This is a genomic window from Sphingopyxis alaskensis RB2256 (genome assembly GCF_000013985.1).
Taxonomy (GTDB): domain Bacteria; phylum Pseudomonadota; class Alphaproteobacteria; order Sphingomonadales; family Sphingomonadaceae; genus Sphingopyxis; species Sphingopyxis alaskensis.
In genome coordinates this window covers 123,287-140,117 of sequence record NC_008048.1, presented here as the reverse complement: position 1 = coordinate 140,117, position 16,831 = coordinate 123,287, and the positions used below count along the sequence as shown (strand labels likewise).

General features: G+C 59.7%; 16 protein-coding genes. 10 read left to right on the top strand and 6 right to left on the bottom strand.

Annotated features, from left to right (window positions below):
- The first annotated feature begins 68 nt into the window (after positions 1 to 68).
- The gene (locus SALA_RS00735) at positions 69 to 854 is read left to right on the top strand and encodes a hypothetical protein (protein WP_003045092.1); all 786 of its coding nucleotides are present in this window, start codon (positions 69 to 71) and stop codon (positions 852 to 854) included.
- A 144-nt stretch (positions 855 to 998) separates the two neighbouring features.
- On the opposite strand, the gene SALA_RS00730 is transcribed toward SALA_RS00735, so the two are convergent.
- The 4 genes from SALA_RS00730 to SALA_RS00715 all read right to left on the bottom strand — a co-directional run bounded on the left by SALA_RS00730 (position 999) and on the right by SALA_RS00715 (position 6,770).
- A complete protein-coding gene (locus tag SALA_RS00730; protein ID WP_003045088.1) occupies positions 999 to 1,295 on the bottom strand; it encodes a hypothetical protein in 297 nt (98 codons plus the stop codon).
- Positions 1,296 to 1,456: 161 nt separating this feature from the next.
- Entirely contained in the window at positions 1,457 to 2,101 is a 645-nt protein-coding gene (locus SALA_RS00725; RefSeq protein WP_011540459.1) for a MobA/MobL family protein, read from the bottom strand.
- Positions 2,102 to 2,382: 281 nt separating this feature from the next.
- Positions 2,383 to 3,147 carry a hypothetical protein gene (locus SALA_RS00720; RefSeq protein ID WP_011540458.1) on the bottom strand — a complete coding sequence of 255 codons (765 nt, stop codon included), beginning with the start codon at positions 3,145 to 3,147 and terminating at the stop codon, positions 2,383 to 2,385.
- A gap of 218 nt (positions 3,148 to 3,365) precedes the next feature.
- Complete coding sequence (locus SALA_RS00715; protein ID WP_011540457.1) at positions 3,366 to 6,770, bottom strand: hypothetical protein; 3,405 nt, start codon at positions 6,768 to 6,770, stop codon at positions 3,366 to 3,368.
- 528 nt (positions 6,771 to 7,298) lie between these two features.
- Between SALA_RS00715 and SALA_RS00710 the strand changes: the two genes are divergently transcribed.
- Positions 7,299 to 8,303: a hypothetical protein gene (locus SALA_RS00710; protein WP_041382903.1), complete on the top strand. Its 1,005-nt coding sequence runs from the start codon at positions 7,299 to 7,301 to the stop codon at positions 8,301 to 8,303.
- A 154-nt stretch (positions 8,304 to 8,457) separates the two neighbouring features.
- Here SALA_RS00710 and SALA_RS00705 read toward each other — a convergent pair whose 3' ends face one another.
- A complete protein-coding gene (locus SALA_RS00705; protein WP_011540454.1) occupies positions 8,458 to 9,231 on the bottom strand; it encodes a hypothetical protein in 774 nt (257 codons plus the stop codon).
- On the bottom strand, positions 9,218 to 10,087 hold the full coding sequence (locus SALA_RS00700; protein ID WP_011540453.1) for a hypothetical protein: 870 nt from the start codon (positions 10,085 to 10,087) through the stop codon (positions 9,218 to 9,220). The genes SALA_RS00705 and SALA_RS00700 overlap by 14 nt, the downstream gene beginning before the upstream one ends.
- A 351-nt stretch (positions 10,088 to 10,438) precedes the next feature.
- Between SALA_RS00700 and SALA_RS00695 the strand changes: the two genes are divergently transcribed.
- The 8 genes from SALA_RS00695 (at position 10,439) to SALA_RS00660 (ending at position 16,801) form a co-directional block, all read left to right on the top strand.
- Positions 10,439 to 10,771: a helix-turn-helix domain-containing protein gene (locus tag SALA_RS00695; protein WP_084764781.1), complete on the top strand. Its 333-nt coding sequence runs from the start codon at positions 10,439 to 10,441 to the stop codon at positions 10,769 to 10,771.
- A 231-nt stretch (positions 10,772 to 11,002) separates the two neighbouring features.
- Positions 11,003 to 11,665: a thermonuclease family protein gene (locus SALA_RS00690; RefSeq protein WP_003045064.1), complete on the top strand. Its 663-nt coding sequence runs from the start codon at positions 11,003 to 11,005 to the stop codon at positions 11,663 to 11,665.
- A gap of 74 nt (positions 11,666 to 11,739) precedes the next feature.
- Complete coding sequence (locus tag SALA_RS00685; RefSeq protein ID WP_049754565.1) at positions 11,740 to 11,976, top strand: DUF5818 domain-containing protein; 237 nt, start codon at positions 11,740 to 11,742, stop codon at positions 11,974 to 11,976.
- Positions 11,977 to 12,588: 612 nt separating this feature from the next.
- Entirely contained in the window at positions 12,589 to 13,323 is a 735-nt protein-coding gene (locus SALA_RS00680) for a cytochrome P460 family protein (protein ID WP_081611190.1), read from the top strand.
- 60 nt (positions 13,324 to 13,383) lie between these two features.
- Positions 13,384 to 14,373, top strand: a complete 990-nt coding sequence (locus SALA_RS00675; RefSeq protein WP_003045056.1) for a cytochrome P460 family protein — start codon at positions 13,384 to 13,386, stop codon at positions 14,371 to 14,373.
- Between the two features lie 159 nt (positions 14,374 to 14,532).
- Positions 14,533 to 14,925 (top strand): RidA family protein, encoded by a 393-nt coding sequence (locus SALA_RS00670; protein WP_003045053.1) that lies wholly within the window; start codon positions 14,533 to 14,535, stop codon positions 14,923 to 14,925.
- Positions 14,926 to 15,029: 104 nt separating this feature from the next.
- Positions 15,030 to 15,743: a ZIP family metal transporter gene (locus SALA_RS00665; protein WP_003045050.1), complete on the top strand. Its 714-nt coding sequence runs from the start codon at positions 15,030 to 15,032 to the stop codon at positions 15,741 to 15,743.
- A gap of 146 nt (positions 15,744 to 15,889) precedes the next feature.
- Entirely contained in the window at positions 15,890 to 16,801 is a 912-nt protein-coding gene (locus SALA_RS00660) for a cation diffusion facilitator family transporter (RefSeq protein WP_011540448.1), read from the top strand.
- Positions 16,802 to 16,831 lie beyond the last annotated feature (30 nt).

Sequence of the window (16,831 nt, the reverse complement as noted above, 5' to 3'; positions counted from 1 at the left end):
CCTATAACTCAGGGTCGGCGAAATAATCACGTCCGACGAGATGGAATATTGTCTCCAAGGAGTGAAAAATGAAAATTTGGCCAAAGCCGCAGGATGTACTGCTCGATCAGTATTATACGTGTCAACAAGTCGCACGAAAACTATATGGCGTGTTCCAGGAGTATTTTGATCCGAACCAATATCAGCTAGTCGAGCCGAGCGCTGGCACCGGATCGTTTTTCAGACTGATGCCCCATGAGAGCCTCGCGTTTGATGTTGATCCAAAATATCCGGGTATCCGCACAGCTGATTTCCTATGCGTTGAAATCCGCAGCGAACGAGAGGTGGCTGTGATCGGCAATCCGCCGTTCGGCCGGAATGCCAGTATAGCAGTGCGCTTCTTCAACCATGCTGCGTGCCAGGCGAGTGTCATCGCACTCATACTGCCGAGATCAATTCGGAAGGCCTCCATAGAAAATCGCCTTGATCGTAACTTCCATCTAATCCACGAGGAGACTGTGCAGCGTGACGCGTTCCTATTCAGGTCCAAGCCGTACGATGTACCGGCTGTATTCCAAATCTGGGAGCGTCGCGATGACCTGCGAGAGTTGCAACATGTCGCATTCCACCATCGGGATTGGAGTTGGACGACGCCAGAACGAGCCGACTTCGCGATACAGCGCGTCGGTGCGCGAGCAGGTCGCGTGCACCGAGACCTCACGCGGAGTCCGTCTTCCCACTATTTCATTCGAGGTAATGTGGAGCCAATAATGAAACGGCTCAACTTCGCCAAGGTCGCGCTCAACGTGGCGGGCAATCCGAGCTTATCAAAGTCGGAAATCGTGTCACTCTATCGCCAATTGACCGGGAGGTAAGCATTCGCCCGAAAAGCCATCATCTGAGATCTCCGCTTCCTTGGATACACTGGCTCCGCGACGTCGCACGGTTCGAATTTAAAGAATGCCGTGTTTGGCGGGCGAGGCGAAGCTCATGCAAATCATTCTGGGAAATTGTCACAGTCAAAATGGGCCTAACAGCCGATTCCAGCGGTTCAGAGGATAGAGCGAGCGAAACGTCGTCACACGCATCGTGGAGCGCATGGCGGCGTGCAACAAATTGCGATCTTCCGACGTTGCCGCCCAAGTCACTGGGACTTGGCGACCGTTAAGTGCTTCCACGATGTGAGTGCGCCTAGCTCCCGACAGCCGGTCAGCGATCTGGACGACGAGCAATGCAAACAGGCGCGGCATTTCGCGCATAACGAGGGCCGTGACATACGCGGCAATGACTACAGCAGTTAGTTCAACGATAAACATTCTATTTTCTCCTCCGACCTTCAGATCACCCTCTCCGCTCAATTTCTCTCCTGTTCTGGTTTGAAGACTTCGCTATCAGATCCTTCTGAAGCCAGAACAGGCAATGCGATATTCAGGGTGTTCGGCACCGGGCGTTACCGGTGCTCGGTGCCGACCCGATCTCAGCGGGATTTTTGCGCTGTCGCTGCCATGACATATTCGGGCGGGACGATTCCGGTACGGTCCCACCAACGCTCGGCGAGGCGCTTGCGAGAGTTGTCCGTCCGCAGCCAGTTCTGGCGAACCTTGCCGTAATCGCGGTGCTCCGGGTCATATCCTCGCAAGGTAATGAGGAAATGCACGTGCGGTGCGATTTCGGGCTGATCGTCGGTTTCCGCTTGGTGATGGATCGCCCAGTCGACGACCATGCCGCGGGCCACGAGATAGTCCTCGGCAAAGCCTTCGATCAGATTGCGCCAGAAGGCGAGGTCCTCATGGCGCGGCAAGCTGCCAACGCAATGCGCGATTGTCGGCTCGTCGGGCCGATACCGGACCGCATTCTCGTCCGCTTGTGCCCAGAGCGCGATCCCCGACAGCTTGGGTCCGGCGGCGCGGGCAGGAGCACATCGGCCCGCCGCCGCAAGGTCGGAGCGCGACGCCCAGTTCGGCGTCGGACCCCATTCATCGACGCTATTCTGGCGGTTGATGTAGGCATAGCTCGCCTGCGCCGTGCGGTGCGTGCGCAAGAGTTCGGGCGTATATCGGCTGGAGCGTTCCCGGATTACATATCGAGTGTTGAACGGGCGGATGTTGTGGATGGTCGTCATTTGGTACGTCTTTCTATAAAGGAGAAAGGGACCGCATCGCTGCGGTCCCCTTGCTGAGGTTATGTGTGATGGAGGGATGGCGAGACGGCGCCGCAGCGGCTGCTGGACGTCGATTCACCGGATATTTAAAGCTGGTCGCTAGACCGTGCCCTGACGGGCATGACAGCGGCCCGTCGCATGCGAAGCGTTGTGCATATGCACGCTCGCAGGCCTCGCTGCTCGCGCGACCCGAGCAGCGAGGCCATTTTTTCATCGATAGTGAGTTTACGCGTTAGGCGCGCTCAGGCGTGGAACAGGCCGTCCTCGAAGCTGACCCATCTCGCGGTTTCGTCGCCCGCAGCAAGGCGTTGTCGATAGTCGCGATAATGATGCGCGAAAGAGTCTGCACGGCGGAATGGGCGTGAGTTCCCGATATCGGCGAGCGCGGCCTTGAGATACTCGCTGGCATCGATCCAGTCGCGCAGGGCCAGCATGATCTCGAAGAAGGGTTCCGGTCGCGCGATGCGGAACGCCTCGACATGCGCCCACAGCATCAAGCGTGCGGTCGCGACGCGCAGCGCATGGTCTTCGGCTGCCGCCGGCGCCGAGCGCGACCAGGCAAGCTCGATGTCCGCATCGCCGATCTCGGGCATCGGGATCGAGAAACGACGGCACGCTGTTCGCTCATCGAACCCATGGTCACCCATCGCGGCGGGATCGATAGCCGTCTCGCCAAAACAGAGTTCTGCAAGAGCCGGCTCGACGAAGAAGCGCCGGCTCATCGCGTCCATCGCCAGCGTCATGCGATCGGTCGTGGACGCGATCTGGACCACGCCGGGCAACAGTGTCTTGTCGAGCAAGTGCGGCAATGGGATTTCCGACTTGCGCGCGTCGGAGACGCAGATCGTGTTGATCCAGCGATGACCATCATCTTGATCGACCATCGTCAGGACCGCCGCCGCAACCGGCCTGCGTGCCAGCGCCGGATGCTCGTCTGGTATGTCGTTGACGGGAATGCATGCCAGACCGATCACCTGCAGGCATTTGGGAAGTTGATACTCGTTCACGATATTCTCCTTTCGGAGGATCAGGGATCCGAGACAGAACTCCTGCCTCTTTTCCTTTCACCCTGTTCCTCGCTTCCCGCGTCAGCGTCTCCACCGCTTGGCGGGCGCGCAGCCGCGTCCCGCTTTTCCATCCGGCGGACATGCGAGGTCGGTCTGCGGCTGCGTCGCAGGGGTGATTGCCATTTATGAGAAGCAGACCCTCCTTGAGGATCTGCCGATCAGCGACCGCGACCGCCGGGTTCTCGCCCGGGCAGCCCGCGGGCGGACGGATGAAGACCCTTCGAGGACTTCGACCACTTCGCCTTTTGCTTCGCTGTTCGCCGCTTGATCCCGAACACTATGATTGCCGCGGCGGCACCATTGTCCCCACTGGACCGCGCCAATCCCACCGCGCGCTTCAACCGATCCGCCTCCTTCGGCGGATCGAACCGCACCGAACCGCGCCCGACCAGCAGCCATTCTTCATCGAGCAGCGGATCGCCTATGTGCCGAAAGCGATCCCCTTCGCTCGCTCGGGAGTTCGCGGGTGGCAAGCGACCGGTCTCGACCAGTCGGTCATGCAGTATATCGTTCCGCGTCTCCTGTTGAACGAACCAGGCAGCGCGGGTGCGGGCGCGTATGTCGGGCCGCGTCAGCCACGCGGCGCGGGGTCCGAGGGCGTCGCGCAGCGTCTCCACTGTGTCCGGTACCTCGGCATCCGCACACCGCGCGAACAGGAAAGGGACAGGCGCACGGCGCCACAGAGCGGCAGGGTCGGTCTCCTGGTGTGCGTCCATTAATTCGGCAGGCACCGGCGCAAGGTGTGTAGCAGGTCGATCAAGCAGAGATGCCCGCCGCTTCTGCTCTACCTCCCACGCCGTGGGCCGGCGTGCCGGGTCGATATCGGGCAGGTTCCTGAACATCTGCGCACGCCTATCGACAATCGTCGAAAGCAGGTCCTGCCCCGCCGCGCTCCGGATGTAAGGGGTATCGAACCAGCGGCGAGGGTCGTCGCGCAGATCGATCTGTCGCGCGCCGCGCCAGTGCACGATCCGAACAGGATAGGTTTCGATGACCGATCGAAGCGCCTGAAGCTGGTCATTGGTCGGTTTGTCGGGAAACGGCCCATTGATCGGCGTGTCGGCAAGCCGCTGGTACATATCTGCAAGCTTTTCTCGCCCGTTGTGCTGGATGGGTAGATAGTCGTCAGCGCGAACATCGCGTAGGATGTTGGCCTGCTTCGGCGCGACGGAAACAGAGTCTTCGGCGGAAATATCATATTCTCGCGGCAGCTCTGCACGCGGCGAAAGCCATGCCGGCACCGGCTGCGGTTCGCGGCCGGGTGTGATCTCGCCCAACCCCACCATATCGGGCCCGTGTGCGCCGAGCGATGCCATCGTCGGCAAGGACTGATCGAGCGCGCGAGGCGGCGACAGCGCAAATTCTTGGTCGGCCTCCCGTTGGCGGTCTGATGCGATTTCCCGGGTCGCTTTAATACGAAGATCGCGCAGTTTGATCCGCCGCCCAATCTCGGGAGTATCGCGCCAACGTCTGACCGCCATCTGCAGCCATGCGCTTTTGCCGACGAGATTATCATCATCAAGGCCTGCTGGGCCACGCTTCGCCAACAACGCCCCGACCTGGGCGAGTTCCTTCTGTTGGGTATCGCGGATCGCCGGGAGCCGCTTTCGATAGGGCGGGGAAATCAAATCGACGCCGTGGAGCAAATCCTGAGGATCGTCGGCAGGAAGCACGACCAAGCGTCCGTCGACTTCGCTGAGAAGGAGCGGCGTCTCGGCGATGCGCTTCATCACCGCATTGGGGTCGACCAACGTTCGGGAGCTGGGCTCGCGGGACAATATTGCGTCAACAACGCGGGTCGGTTCAGGGTCCTGGACCGCAAGTCCCAGGTCTCGCTCGAGCCGTTCGCGAAGATCGGCGGCGGTGCGTTCGAGAAACTTCGCCTGCTCGCGGCGCTCGGCCATCGCGGCCTGTTCAACGACCAACTCCCGATCGAGTTCATCGAGATAGGCTTCGGCCTCGTTACCCCGCCGGGTCCACGCGTGCGACAGATAGGTATCGTGTCCGTCCTTACGCGCCTTGTCTGCATAGCCTGGGGCAAATCGCGCAACGATACGCGGGTGGCTGCGCGCCATAGCGCACAGCGTTTCGATCTCGGCGGCCTCGGCGCGCAGCTGGATTGCAGCAAGCTCGCGAGCGCGAAGGTCGAGCGAGAGCCGCACCAACCGGTCGCGCTCTTCCGAAGCGCGGACTTCGCGAACGCGCGCTTCGCGTAATTCGAACGCGGTATCGGCATCCGCGAAATCCGCATCGCGCTTTGCCACCTGCTGCGCGAGCACGCGCGCCCAGCCGATCGTCGCGTTGTTGAGCGACACATCCGGCGTATCTCCCGCACGTTCGAGTAAGGTGGCCTTGCCACCGACCTTACGCATCGTTTGCGCGTCGAGCCCCATCTTGGCGTAGGATTCTGGGGAAAGCCGATAATCGGCGCCGATCGCCTCAAGTTCGATATTGATGAGACGCGCGATCTCACATCGGAACGGCTTCATGAAGCTGGTCGCGATCTGAGGAACGACACGCGGGTCGAAGACCAGCATGCCGTCGGCATTGATGGTCGCGGCGCGCTTGCCAACCTGGAAGTGAAAGTGCCAGTTGGCGGAGTTGTTGAGCGCGTCGGGTTTGTGCCGCACAAACAGGGCGGGCACGACCCGCTTTACTCCCGCATCTCCGCTGTCAGATTGGGCGAGCGATTGCACCCAGACGTTCGCGCCGACGAAAATGCGTTCGTGCGCCGCGCCATCGAGATCGGCGGGCAGCTCCGCCTCGCCCGCGATGACCGCATAGCTGCCGCGTCCTTCGCTGAGCTTGACCGGCGGAGCTGCATTCGGCCAGCCAGGCAGCGCCGCGAGCCACTCCAGCGCGGCAGGCGCCTCCGGATCGATCCACGGCACACCAACCAACTGGCGCTTTTTGCCGAGCGCCTTGCCGCCATCCACCCGCCTCTGCTCGGCGTTGAGGATGTCACGCAGACCTTCGGGACAATCGTCGCGACGCGCGGCGCCCGCCAGAAACGCAGGCGCGAGTTCATATCTGATGTTGAGACGCGGCGGCCCGGCCGATTTGTTCTTGCGCCGACCGAACTCATGCGCTTCGACCGCGTCCCACTGCCTGGATCGCTTGACCGGATCCGGATCGAGCGTCGTGACGAGGATCTGGCGATCGTCATGGCCATGATCCTGCGTGTAGCGGTCGAACGTCGCAGCGGGCCGCTCCTCTGCCGCCAGCTCCGGCTCCGCATTCGCATCACCGATCTTACCGGTCGCATAATCATCGAACGCCGCCGCCGATCGCTCGCGGGTCACGTTGCGCGCCAGGTGGAAGCTGCGCTCCCCCGCCGCGCTCGTCAGTCGCGACGTGTCCGGCACGCTCGGAATGCCGAACCACGCGCGCCGGGCGGGAGCTGCTTTCCCGCGCTCCCAGCGCTGCGCGGAATCGAGACTTGCCCGAACCTTTCCGCGCAGGAGCCCCAACGGATCATCGAGTTCAGTCTCCGCCAGGTCGAGCGGCAAGTCGCGGATGATCCGCTTTGCTGCGCGCCTGCGAAAAGTTCCGATCGGATCCATGATCTCCAGTCCACGCTTCCAAAGGCGGGCTGTGCCCGTCCTACCAGCCCGCGGCAGGCGCCCGCTCGGAAAGTCCCGAGCGAAATCGACCTTGCTATTCCGAAGGATATCATGTTGCTGTTAGCTTCCACAATCGAAGAATGGGACGCTAACCTATTTCGCAAAAAATATTCAGTTACTCCCGATATATTCTCGATATCTTATTCAGATATTATGGATACATTACCGATATTCCGCAAGATATTTAGTTAAGAGATTTTGAACTCGAACCGGATATCTCTCAGCATGAGAGAATATCGGCTTCAGATACTATCTGACTTGCAACGATACCCGATCTCGGTGGCGGCGAAGTCGACCCAATATCCGGTCTTTGGATATTTAAATGCTCGTTGTAATATCCATGCACCAATTTGCAGTGGAACAACGAGCTTGAATGTCAGGTTTTAGCGACGAGCCGTGCCTTATCAGCGACAGAATGGCTCGTCGTTCACCGGGGCTCCAACCTACCGACCAAGCAAGGAGATAATCATGAAAAACTTGCTTGCCGAGGCCATGGCGCGCGTAATCGTCGAAGGTATGGCTGCGCATTCTGCCCAGATGGAAAAATTGACGCGCGAACTTGAAGTCGCCATCATCCAAGCCGCCCAAGCGAGTGGCAAAATCGTCACGATCGAAACCATGTTCGCGGGCCAGTATCTGAATGGACCGGCTTTTGCCGACCTCCGCAAGACCTTGCGCAACCCGGGCCTAAAGCTTGAGGCGACGATCAGTGAATTGCGCCGGTCCGAAGCTTACTTCATCAGAGCATACGACAATTACGTCGCCGGATACTCTGACCAGCGGGCGATAGAGCTGCGCTGGGCAGAGCTCCGGCTTGCGATCGCACGCCTCTTCTACGACGATATGATCCGATCTGTGCCGGCTAAACCGCGCACCCAAGCGCGGCCAAAAGCGGAGCGCTCAACGAGCGTCATCGGGTTCGAGATGGATGCATTCTCTGCCGATGAGCAGAAAGCGCTTCGTCAAGCGATTCGTAATCGCGAAGAAGCAATCAGGCAGTTGGAGACCATCATCCGCCGAGGCGGCGCGACGTCGGACACTACGCATCTCATCTGTAGCTATTTGCGCGATCCGAACAAGATCGAGCAGGTAAACCGCTGGCTCACCGCCGAGCAGAGAAAGGCGCATCATAACAACCCGGAACCTGAAGATGACGTCCAGCCGATGGCTGCCGTTGCCGAGCCGCTGCAGATGGACACTCCGCCGAGCCGCAATGGTCAAGACAATGAAAAGCTGTGGCCGCCACGTCGGGAAGCACCTCGAACAGATCCGGTCGTTGCCCAGAGACTTGTCGAGTGGCTCCGGGCCGGCCCCAATAAGATTCGGAAACTGTACGCGCGGTCGTCTACAGGGGATATTCGGCTTAACGCCCGACCGGACGCACCACCGGTCGCCGACATGTTCGAGACCGCAGTTGATCACCCGTTGGTTCAAAATGAACTATCAGCAATATGCGCGCGTCTCGAGCTATAACACACTTCGTTCGGCGCGGGTTGGCTCCTTTCACTTACTTGCCTCGTTGGAGCTGGGGCCGAGGCTGCCTAAGCTAGCGGTCGCGCACAGTAATAGCGGCGCCGCCTCGTCGTGATCACGCCAGCACAGCACTAATTGCGCCACCGAATAGGATTCACCGAGCCAGACCGCCCGCACCGACGATGACCGACAACAAATGGCTTGTCAGCGCAGACGCGCCCTTTCGGTGGGCAATTCCCCCCCAATCATCCCAACGGTGCACCCGCTCGGCGAGCCAGGCGAAGAGATCATCGCGCGAATTTGCATCGGCGAAGGACTGCGACCACGCGATATTGCGCGTCGGCATCCGCGCGCCAACCTTAAGTCCGGTCAACGTCACCAGGTATCGCCTTCCCAGATTTTCGCGCGCGAACAGATGGCGACGAAATCCAACCTGCTGCTCAAAGGTGATCAGCGCCCGCTCCCGCGCCTCGGCGTCGAGCCCTTTGCTCGCACTTACCGCGGCGACAACCGCCGCCATTGGCAGGCGCTCGAATTCCGGCTCGCGCGTGGCCTGCAGCATCATGAGGACCGACTTCCCCAATGAGCTCAGCACCCCATCGAAGACGTCCCTCCCCTCCGATGTCTCGACCATACCGATGCTGGCGAGCCAGCACTGATAGAATCGCCAGAACATCATGTCCCCGCCGAAAACATCGTGGTTGCTCTCCGTGCCAAACCAGCTCGCACTGATCGCGGTCATGACCCTCAGCATCAGTTCATGCTGTTCGGGTGCGAAGTGGACCGGCGGGAAGCCAAGTTCTCCTTCCCAGAAGGCGTCCCTGACGCTCGACCAATTGCGCCCCGCTGCATCTTCGTAGCCGCGCGGATTGGCTCGAAGCCACCATCCCCACGGGAGCTCGCCGACGTGGCGATCAAAGTCGGCCACGGCCACCTCCGCGACTGGGATCGAGGCCGATCGGCGGCGGCTGGTCGTCGCGCTGGGGCGCTGCGTCCCCGTCCGCGATCGCGCGCAGTTGAGCAGCGAGCGCAACCGTTTCCCGGACAACATAGGCATCGTCGCGATAGGTCCGTGCGAGTTCCGATGACTTGGGCCTGGACGGAACCTGCGCATGCCTGGGAATGAGGTCGTACGCATGATCGCAACTGAAGCCGAACCACCATGCGTGCGGGTCTTCGACCCGGTGATCAGTAGCGTGCGCTACCGGATGGTAGACCGCCGGGCGTAATGTCACGTGGCAGATGCGGCGCGCCTCGACGGCTAAACGTCGCGCCGGACTCGGCCCTACCTCGCACAGCCGTGAATAGGTCAAACCGCCATGCACCTCGATCCCGATGTCCGACGGAACTGCGCCATCATCCCAGCCCCACAGTGGATGGTCGTGGGGGATGCCGACATATCCGGACAGAAAACCATCGTCCGTGTCCCGCAACATGATGCAGTCATAGCCACTCGCCTCATCGCGCCAGCTGACCTTGTCCGCCTCTCCGAGCCACGGACCCTTGCCATCTGGCCGCGCTGCCTGATCGTAGAATATTTCTTCCGCGGCAACGACGCCCGCGCGGGTCGCATATGCGCGACCGGTGACGAGAACGACGCCGCCCTCTCGCATGACATCGCCTCCGTCGCCGATCAGCTTCGCCACAGCGAGGTCGGAGCCTAGGATCGGCAGCAGCGTGCCGTCCATGGCAGGCGCAACGTCAACCGTGGCTGCCTTTCGCATGACGGACGTCTTGCGCTGCCCAGCGGGCACTAGCGCCTTGGACTTGGTGGTTTTAGCCATGTCTTCTCTCCAGCTTGATCTGCGAAACGGATGCTGATCGCTTCCGGCTACGCGTCATGGTGCTGCCCCCGGGGCGGTCTCCGAGTGCGTATCGTTTTCGCATGTCGGCCACGCGATGATCGGTCCGAGACCCCAGGTTTCTCTGCCGAGTGGACTGCCCAGATGCGAGGGTGGGGAATGGTATCCCGATGGTGGTTCATGCGATGGCATTAGTAAGATTTGTAGTTACGTTATCGTTCGTTATATCAGACAACGACTAGAGTCAATCGGTCGGACGAAGTCGTTCGTTTGACCGAACGCTCGTTGATTTCTATGGCGTTGCTCTCATGTTAGGTTGTGTCGAGGGAGGTCATGGACATGTCGTTGGCGATGAGGCTGCAGAACCTTCGCACGGCAAAGCAGCAATCGCTTCAGGAAGTGGCTGACGCCATCGGTGCGTCGAAGGCGCATATCTGGGAGCTTGAGAAAGGCACCGCCAAGAATCCGTCGATCGAACTTGTCCGAAAGCTCGCCGATCATTTTGAGGTATCTATCGCAAGCCTTGTCGGGGAGAAGCCGGACGAAGATAGCGATGACGAGCATTTGCTCGTCATGTACCGTGATCTGAAATCTCTCGATCACCAAGATCGCTTGGTTCTTGGAGACATTATAAAGGGAATGCAGAACCGTCGGTCCGGGCGGTAGCGGAGCGGGCGCTCTTAGCACTGGTTCTAATGCCCTACCCATACCGTCGTGGTCGTCACCGGCGCCACGTCCGCAGCAAAGGAGTTCGGCGCGGTCGGCGCTTTGGTCGATTCGGCTATTGCCGGTTCTGTCAGCCGGTCTTTGGGACGAATATTCGCATAGCGGACATTCGGCTCGATCGATCGAGGATGTTCAAGAAATTGGTAAGTTAACCGCGCTAGAATCCTTCCCATGAAATGGCTTTTTGTAATCGCACTCGCGCTGACCCCGCTTTCCGCGTCCGCGCAGGACATTAGTGGAACGGGCCGTGCAAAGGACGGCGACTCCCTCGACATGGCAGGGATTGCCGTCCGCTTACATGGCGTCGATGCCCCCGAGCTTTATCAGACATGTTCGCGGCAGGGTCAAAGCTGGGCATGTGGGAAAGAAGCGATGGCGAAATTGGGGCAATTGGTGAATGGTGCCGAATTGCGCTGTGAGCAGCGCGATGTTGATGACTATGACCGGATCGTCGCCAGCTGCACCGCGCGGCAGATAGATCTAGGCCAAGCCATGGTCGAAGCGGGCCTTGCAGTTGCGTTGCCTCAGTTTAGCGATCGCTATCTCGGCGCCGAGGCGCGCGCCAAGGCCCTCAAACTAGGCATCTGGAGTTCCGACTTCCAAAAGCCAGCGGACTATCGGGCCGCCAATCCCAGGGCACATCGGCCCAAGCCGCAGGCATCCGCCGTGCGTCAGCCTATTGCATCACCGGCGCCGTCCGGCGTCTATTACCGCAATTGCAATGCGGCATGGGCAGCGGGTGCTGCGCCGTTATACCGCGGTCAGCCGGGATATCGGCCAGAAATGGATGGCGACGGTGACGGGGTGGCTTGCGAGCCATTTCGGCGGCGCTGAGCATTTAGGCTGGGTTGAAAGGCCTTCATCCAAAGTTTCTGGCGCGGTGTTGCGACTTTGGGTAGGCCAACGACATGATGATGATCGGCACGAGAATCGAAGAGACGGGAACCTTGCTCCGCGACGCGGGCGGATTCTCGCTTCGCCGTGACCTTGGCGGTCGGTGGCGCCTCGACCTCCACCGCGTTCCGGTCGACCATATCGAAAAGCGTGTTCGCATTACCGGCATCGTGGTCGGTGAAGACCTGGTCGATGTCGACGGTGTGGCTCCCGAGAATATTGCTTCTTCGCCGCTGGCGGCCGGCGCGTAGCCCCACTGCACCACCTGCACCGCTAGAACAAATATTTGAGCGCCTGCCATGCCCCGACGAGGAATGAGCCACCCATCAACGCGGTCGCAATCCAGAATTCGATAGCGAGCGCCCGGTCGCGCCATTTGGTTCCGCGTACTTGCATAGGCTCGGCATGACAGCGCGAAATATTGTAGGAAAGCGATTAATCCACGCTTGGTGGCGACAAAATCCTACGGAATAGGCGACACCCCCCGAACTCACATTCAGGCGTGCGATACCGCCGACTCTGGCCGTTTTCGGTCAGGCCGCTTTCAGTCTGAACCGAAGAGAAGCGGACGTTCGCCGTGCGCCGGCTGGCCATGGGCGACTGCGGCTCGCACAACCGATTCTCGATCTGGCGATTTCATCCGGGCGAAGATTTTGCGTTGCATATACCCCGTAGGTTGAGCAGCTCGCGCTCAACGTCGTCGGTCGAGCAACGACCAGCATACTCATTAGCTGAACGGCACATAAATTGTCGAAAACATTGAACCGACCAATAAAATCACTTAGTTCAATGGGTTATATAAAAATTATAGGCCTTCAAACTATTGAAACTATACCGACCGGCTATTGGACATCTCTCCCACGATGCTGGATGATCAGATACCATATATTGATTTCAAGAAGAGGACGGGTGCCGTGACTCCAGTCTATAATCAATCGTTTTTGAGCGTCGCGAGTGCGGCTTTCCTGCTATCGACACTTTCGGCTTGCGGCGGCGCATCAGGGGAAGGCGAGAAATCCGACAGTGCGGAACCGCGAACGCAAGCGGCCGTCGCTCGCGACCCCAATTATCCCGAGATCGATATCCCGCCCGTTTGGGATGCCAAAGGACAGCTGGTCCAACCAAAAGACTTTCGCGAGTTGGTCTTCCTCGGGGCGCCGCTGACACCGCACGGTCTTAACGGCGGGAAAGCGTCTTTTCCCGAGTTCCACAATGTCTACACGCAGCCAGCAGCCTTCAAGGCCTATCGGGCGACCGGCAAATGGCCTGAAGGCACCATGATGATCAAGGAACTACAGCTCGTCAGTGATCCGAAAGGCGAATTTCCTGACGGATCAACGACGGCACCATCCGGGCGAGGATATTTTCCCGGTCCGCCCAATGGCCTCGACGTTTCAGTCAAGGACAGCAAACGGTTCGCCGATTCAAATGGCTGGGGCTATTTCAACTTCAATCATTCCGCTCCGCCCTATCTGGCCACGGCAGCGCTCAAATCCGTCGACGAATGCGCGGGGTGCCACATCGCCAATGCAGAAGACATGGTCTACATCAAATTCTACAAGCCCATACTCGATCCGCTACCGCTCCCCCGCGGTTGACATGACGCTGCTGCAGCCATCGGCGTCTGCGGCGCGACAGGCGATGCAAGAGCAGCGGCCATGCTCAGTGCTCATAGGAACGACGATTTGCTGACCGGGAAGACCATTGCGGTCATCTGCGCCGTCGCGCTGTTCACCACAGCCTGCGGCAAAAAGAGCGATGCGGGTGCGCCCGACGATACTTACGCGTCGCTGGTCAACAAAGATGGGACGATCTCCTTTCCCGCAGACTTCCCCGAGAGTTACATGTTCATTGGCACCTGGTCGGTCACGGCGCCCTCGGGAGAGGCAGAAATTCATTCCGTCTATTCCCGACCGGCGGATGTTGACGCCTTTCGGAGCGCGGGGAAATTTCCTGACGGCGCAGTCTTGATCAAGGAAGTCACAATTGCGAAGAGCGCCGACCTCGTCACAGGCCGCGCATCCTGGGCCGGTGATCGCAAGATTTGGTTCCTCATGGTGAAGGATCGCAAGGGACGGTTCGCGGGCAACCCCCTCTGGGGTGACGGGTGGGGCTGGGCGCAATTCGACCCGACCGACACCAAGAAGCAAACGGCGACGAATTACCAAACCGACTGCAAATCATGCCACATTCCGGCCAAGTCATCCGAATGGGTTTACACCTATGCCTACCCAGCGCTGGGTGAGAAAGGCCAAGTCGGCCTGCCGGTGAATTCACATAGAGGTAACCCGCCCGGGATAGTTCCCGCCGTCGCAACGCAGGCCATGACGAGCGGCGTGGCTTCAGGCAAGATGGCTTTCGACAAGACTTGCAGGGCATGCCACTCCATAAACCCTGGTGGTGCCGGCATCGGACCAACGCTGGCTGGCGTCGTCGGCCGCAAGGCGGGCACCGTGCCAAACTTTGATTATTCGGACCAGATACGGAATTCCGGCATAACCTGGACAGCCGACAATATTGACAAACATATCGAGGCGCCAAAATCCTTCATTCCCGGGAATCGCATGGGAAATCTCTTCCCCAACGGGATCAAGGATCCGGGTCAGCGCCGCGATATCATCGTCTATCTGAAAAGCGTCGCACAGTAGTCGACGGCGGCTTCCCGCTCGCGAGCGGCGGTAAGACGCATGAGCCACTGAAGGTGGCTAGTCAGATTGATGCTTGAGGCACAAAACAACTCAACGGACTATTCAGCCAAGGGCGATTTTTTGCCAAGGCCCGAATGTCCTCAATCAAAGGAATGACACATGGCCAAACGTGATGCGGTTTTCCCCGCAAACCGACATGCTCTCTACGAAGAGCATGGATATTCCGCAGCGATCCGGTCGGATCGTTTGCTTTTCGTATCCGGCCAGGTCGGAAGTCGTGAAGACGGTTCGCCGGAACCAGAGTTCGCGGAGCAGGTTCGGCTGGCCTTCGCAAATCTGGAAGCGACCCTGCTGGCTGCGGGATGCGGATTTGACGACATCGTCGATCTAACGACTTTCCATACCGATCCCGAAAATCAGTTCGAAACGATTATGGCCGTGAAGAGCAAGATCTTCACTGAAGCGCCTTATCCGAACTGGACAGCACTTGGTGTGAACTGGCTGGCCGGATTCGATTTCGAGATCAAGGTAATCGCCCGCATTCCAGACTGACCGCAACCCGTGCTAGGCCAGTAAAATCCGAAACGAAAGAAAGTCGCGTCATCGCTGATTTCCTCGGAGCTGGCCTTTGGGGCCTGTTTACAGCCAGCGGCCTTTTGATCGGTGCCGTTGTCGCGGACCTGTTTTCAAACCGGCTGTCTCATCGCCTCATCGCGACCGTGATGGGGTTTGGCGGCGGCGTGCTTATCGCCATTGTCGCTGTCGAGCTTATGGGGAACGCAATCAAAACTGGCATGTCCGCCGCTGCGATCACAGCGTTGCTGGGAGGGGCGGCAATCTTCAGCGGCATCAACTGGTATCTCGCCACAAGCGGCGCGAAAAATAGGAAACGTTGCGGCGAATGCGTGAAGCAAACGACCGAAAATGAGCATGCCGGAAGCGGCGTCGCGATTGCTGTTGGGACGGTTCTTGACGGCATTCCCGAAGCACTCGTGATCGGCCTGTCTATGGTTGGCGGCGGGAAGATCGGGATGGGCGTCGTCGCCGGGTTTTTCCTCGCCAACATTCCTCAGGGACTCTCAAGCGCCTCGGGGATGAAGCTGGCTGGACGATCACGACGCTACATTTACGCGATCTGGGCGGGCATCCCGCTCCTGATAGGGCTCACAGCCGCCTTCGGGAATTTTGCTTTGGGATCAGTCTCAACCGACGCAACGACGGTCATTCTCTGTTTCGCTGCAGGCACGGTGCTGGCGATGCTCGCGGAAACCATGATCCCGGAAGCCTTCGATCACGCGCCGCCGATGATCGGTTTGATTACCGTGACGGGCTTTCTTTCGGCGTTTCTGCTGGTGCAACATCATGTTTGATATGCGGGGCGGGCTTGAATAGCAGATCTTACTGCAGCTTCATCCTTAGGTCAGGCCAGTTGGAAATACATCGCCGGCAGCGTAACTCGCTACGATAACAGCCTCAGGTGACGGCCCTTGGACCGCTGTAATATTGGAGATGGAAATTGGGACCGCATTCGGAGCGCAAGGAACAACGGCTTCTCCTGTTCTCCGCCACCGGCACCCTCGCCCTTTCCCTTGTTGGCATCGCTATTGGCCTGTTGAGCGGCGCAAAGTCGATCTTGTTCGACGGTGTGTACAGCCTTGCCGACGCAGGGCTTACGCTGGCCGCCTTTTTCGCCGCGCGGCTGATCGCGCGTGGCGCAGACCGCCGGTTCCAATATGGCTACTGGCACATCGAGCCGATGCTTGGGTTCGTCAACGGCAGCGTTCTGCTCCTCGCCTGCGCCTATGCATTGATTGACGGAGTAGACACCGTGATGATGGGAGGACGGAACGTGAGTTTCGGGCCCGGTATCGGATATGCCGGCGCGAGCGCGCTCATCGGCTTCGGGATGTATATTTATATCCGGCGCCGCGCTCGCGGCCTCGGGTCCTCGCTTCTGAATATCGACGCGGCCGCGTGGCTTTTCGGCGCACTTCTCAACGCCGGGCTGAGCGCCGCATTTGTCACCGCGGTCGTGCTCGAGGGAACGCAGGCGGAGAAGCTCTCGGCCTATTTCGATCCGGCAATCCTCATCCTCCTTGCAATCTTCCTGGCTCCGCTTCCCCTTCGGGCCTTGGCAGCGGCCGGTCGCGAGATACTGCAGATCGCGCCAGCCGATCTCGATGCGCAGGTCAGCAGCATCGCACGCGAAGTCGCGGCACGGCACGGCTTCGTCGAGCATCAATCCTATGTGACCCAGGTCGGCCGCGCAGGGTTTATCGAGATCGGCTTTGTCGGTGCCGCGGCATCGACCACGATGACGCTTGGCGAGCAGGACGCCATTCGTCAGGAATTTGCGGACGCGATGGGCGGGCTGCGCCCCGGATATTGGCTCACGATCGACTTCACGGCCGATCGCCGTTGGCTCTAAGCGCGAGCAACTCCGGGGCGGCTCACGGTA